We start from the raw sequence: 3214 nt of genomic DNA, 5'->3' as shown, positions 1-3214 counted from the left end.
TCTTTTGGGCTTAGCAAAAGAAAGTAACCCGGCCGCGTTAGCGGACGGAAGCTCTGCACTTGCTTATGGCTTTCATACAAGCAAGATCAAACGATAAAAGCTTCCGGCACTAAAGCGGCGGGTAACTTTCTTTTGTCTAAAGCAACAAAAGAAAGTAACCAAAGAAAAATGCTTTTGTTTTGAATCACAGGCCCGCACGAGCGGTGCCTCCGCAGGGCTTTTTCATACGAGACATCCTTGTCCCGATGAAAAACGGCCCGCATCCATGCGGGCCGCCCTCCGGGTCTTCCTCTGCCCTGGCGAGTGCAATGCGACGCACAGCAACGGCAACAGCAACAGCAATGGCAAAACCTTCAGCGCCGCTGCTTTTGGGTAGGAGCGGCGCAAGCCGCGACCGAAGAAACTGCGATACCTCGAACGCTCACCGGCCTCCAGAACCGGCCCACCGGTCCGCCGCCGCTTGGCCCCTCATCGCCCCGCCTGGCCTAGCAAAAAACCTCCCGAAACCGCGCCCCGCGGCAACCGAATCCCGCACCGCTTCCGGTATCGTGAGCGGCATCCGCCGCGCCTCGCCGAGCCTCACGTGTCCACCGCCGAATTCCGCCGCTACGCCCTGTTCTACCTCGGCTACTTCGGCATGCTCGGCGCCTATACGCCCTACATCGGGCGTTGGGTCAGCGCCAACGGTCACGGCGGTTATGCGGTCGGGGCGATGCTGGCGCTGTGGTACGGCGGGCGCATCCTGGCGCCGCCGACCTGGGCGCGGCAGGTGGCGCGCAGCCGGGCGCCGGGGCATTGGCTGGTCGCCGGCTGCCTGCTGGCGCTGGCCATGTTCGCCGGCTTCGCCCGCTTCGACGGCGGCGTGATGTTGTTCGTGGTGATGGGCGCGTTCGCGCTGTTCTTCAACGCGGTCATGCCGCAGTTCGAGGCGATGACCCTGAACGCGCTGGGCACGCGCAATCACGACTACGGCAAGATCCGGATGTGGGGTTCGGTCGGCTTCCTCATCGTCGCGGCGAGCTACGGCTGGTTGCTCGACCGGCTCGGCAACGATGCTTTCGTTTGGCTGAGCCTGCCGTGGCTGGTGTTGACCGCCGCCGCGGCCTGGCTGCATCGCGCCGATCCGCCCTCGCCGGCGCCACTCGAAGGCACGCCGCGCGAACGCCTGTGGCGGCGACCGGGCACGCGCCGGCTGCTCGGCACGGTCTTGCTGGTGCAGCTGAGCTTCGGCCCCTTCTACGTGTTCTACACCCTGCAACTGCAGGCGCACGGCCACGACGGTTTCGCGGTCGGCCTGCTGTGGGCGATCGGGGTGGTCTGCGAGATCCTGATGTTCTGGCAGGCGCCGCGGCTGGTGCAGCGCTTCGGTGCGCATCGCCTGATCGCCGCCTGCATCTTCGCAACCGCGCTGCGCTGGGTGATGGTGGCCTGGTTCGCCGATTCCTTCGCCTGGATGGCGCTGGCCCAGACCGGCCACTCCTTGAGCTTCGCCGCTTTCCACGCCGGCTGCATGCGGCGCATGGCCGAGTTGTTCCCGGCGCGCCGCGACATGGCCTCGGCGCAAGGCATGCTGTCCGGCTTCAGCGGCGGCATCGGCGGCGTGCTCGGCGCCGGCATGGCCGCATTGGCCTGGCAGCACGGCGGTGGCACGGCGGCGTTCATGGCCGGCTCGGTCTGCTCGGTGGCCGCACTGGCGCTGCATTTGGCCGCGCAACGCTACGCCCGCGATCCACGTCCGGCCGAGACCGCCTGAGCGGCGCGCCCATCCCGTTCACGGAGAGGGTCGGGATGAGGGCTCATGAGGTTTGCCACCTCTCGGAGAAGCAGTTAGTTCCAGCCCGCTCCCGGTCTCTTAAGCCAAGGTAAGGCCAGGGCCGTTACTCTGGCGGTCCGTCACCCGGATCGCCGCGATGAAGAAATGGATAGCTCTGTTGGTCCTGGCCCTGGTCCTGTTGCTCGGCTATGTCGCCGCCGGGCCCTTTCTCACCGTCAACGCCATCCGCAGCGCGGTCAAGGAGCGCAACGCCGGCGAGCTCAGCAAGCATGTCGACTTCGCCGCGCTGCGCCTGAGCCTGAAGGCGCAGGTCGACGACTACATCGTCCGTCGCGCCGGCCCGGAGGCGCAGTCGAGCCTGTTCGGCGCGCTCGGCCTGAGCCTGGCCAGCGGCGTCGCCGGCACCGCGGTCGATGCGATCGCCACCCCGGTCGGCATCGGCGCGGTGCTCGAAGGCCGCAATCTGCTGCGGCGCCTCGATCCGTCGGCACCGCGCCGCGACGCCTATGCGCAGGTGCCGCCGGCGGAACCGCTCAAGCACCCGAGCTATCGCTTCGAGTCGCCGTCGCGCTTCACCGCTACGGTCAACAACGCCGACGGCGATCCGGTCGTGTTCGTGCTGACCCGCGACGGCCTGAAGTGGCGGGTCACCGACGTGCGCCTGCCTCTGGAAAAGATGCTGCCCTGAACCAGGACGCCGGCGGCGATAACCTTCAATGGGCGGGCCGCAGCGAGTTGGACGGCGCCTCCCGAGGGAGGCGTTGCGAGGCGCTTTCGACAGCCCCAGGGCAGGAGCGGCGTCCTACTGGATTTCTTTCGGTCACAAGCCACGACCGCGCCGTTCCGGTCTCGCCACGCCGGCTGGAGCTTCCTGTAGGAGCGACGTGAGTCGCGACCACGCTGCGATGGTCTTGCGGGGCCTCTTTCAAGCAAGATCAGGATCAAACGCCAAGAGCTTCCGCCGCTAAAGCGGCGGGTTACTTTCTTTTGTCATAAGCAACAAAAGTCCGTCTGGATTCCCTTCGGTCAAAGGTAACCAAAGAAGTTGCTTCTCTTTGAATCACAAGCCCGCACGAGCGGTGCATACGCAGGGATTTTTCATACGGGACATCCCTGTCCCGATGAAAAACGGCGCGCATCCTTGCGCGCCGCCCTCCGGGTCTACTATGGCCTTCGCTTGTGCGAGGCGACGCACAGCAACGGCAACGGCAACGCTGCTCTTGGGTAGGAGCGGCGCGAGCCGCGACCGCGTTCGTTCAGCCTCTATCGTCGGCCGGGACAAGCACCTTTCTCGGCCGCGACGCCGTTGCAGTTGCCGTGTTTTTACCTTGCTTCGGCTTTTCGCCTTGCCGCCAAATGAAGACCCGGAGGGCGGCGCACAGGACGTGCGCCGTTTTTCGATAGGACAAGGATGTCCTATCGAAAAATCCCGGCGACAGC

General features: G+C 65.6%; 3 protein-coding genes. 2 read left to right on the top strand and 1 reads right to left on the bottom strand.

All coding sequences use genetic code 11. The annotated features are described in order from the left end of the window. The first annotated feature begins 583 nt into the window (after positions 1 to 583). Together ACTJJK_RS23135 and ACTJJK_RS23130 are read left to right on the top strand one after the other, a co-directional pair. A complete protein-coding gene (locus ACTJJK_RS23135) occupies positions 584 to 1753 on the top strand; it encodes an MFS transporter (protein ID WP_223621072.1) in 1170 nt (389 codons plus the stop codon). Between the two features lie 157 nt (positions 1754 to 1910). After that, complete coding sequence (locus tag ACTJJK_RS23130; protein ID WP_031374264.1) at positions 1911 to 2462, top strand: DUF2939 domain-containing protein; 552 nt, start codon at positions 1911 to 1913, stop codon at positions 2460 to 2462. Between the two features lie 568 nt (positions 2463 to 3030). Here ACTJJK_RS23130 and ACTJJK_RS23125 read toward each other — a convergent pair. Next, positions 3031 to 3214, bottom strand: a 184-nt coding sequence (locus ACTJJK_RS23125; RefSeq protein WP_440731361.1) for a hypothetical protein, incomplete at its 5' end; no start/stop codon positions are given.

It is taken from the genome of Lysobacter sp. 22409 (assembly GCF_052045105.1).
GTDB lineage: Bacteria > Pseudomonadota > Gammaproteobacteria > Xanthomonadales > Xanthomonadaceae > Lysobacter > Lysobacter antibioticus_B.
This window is presented reverse-complemented; position numbering and strand designations above follow the sequence as displayed.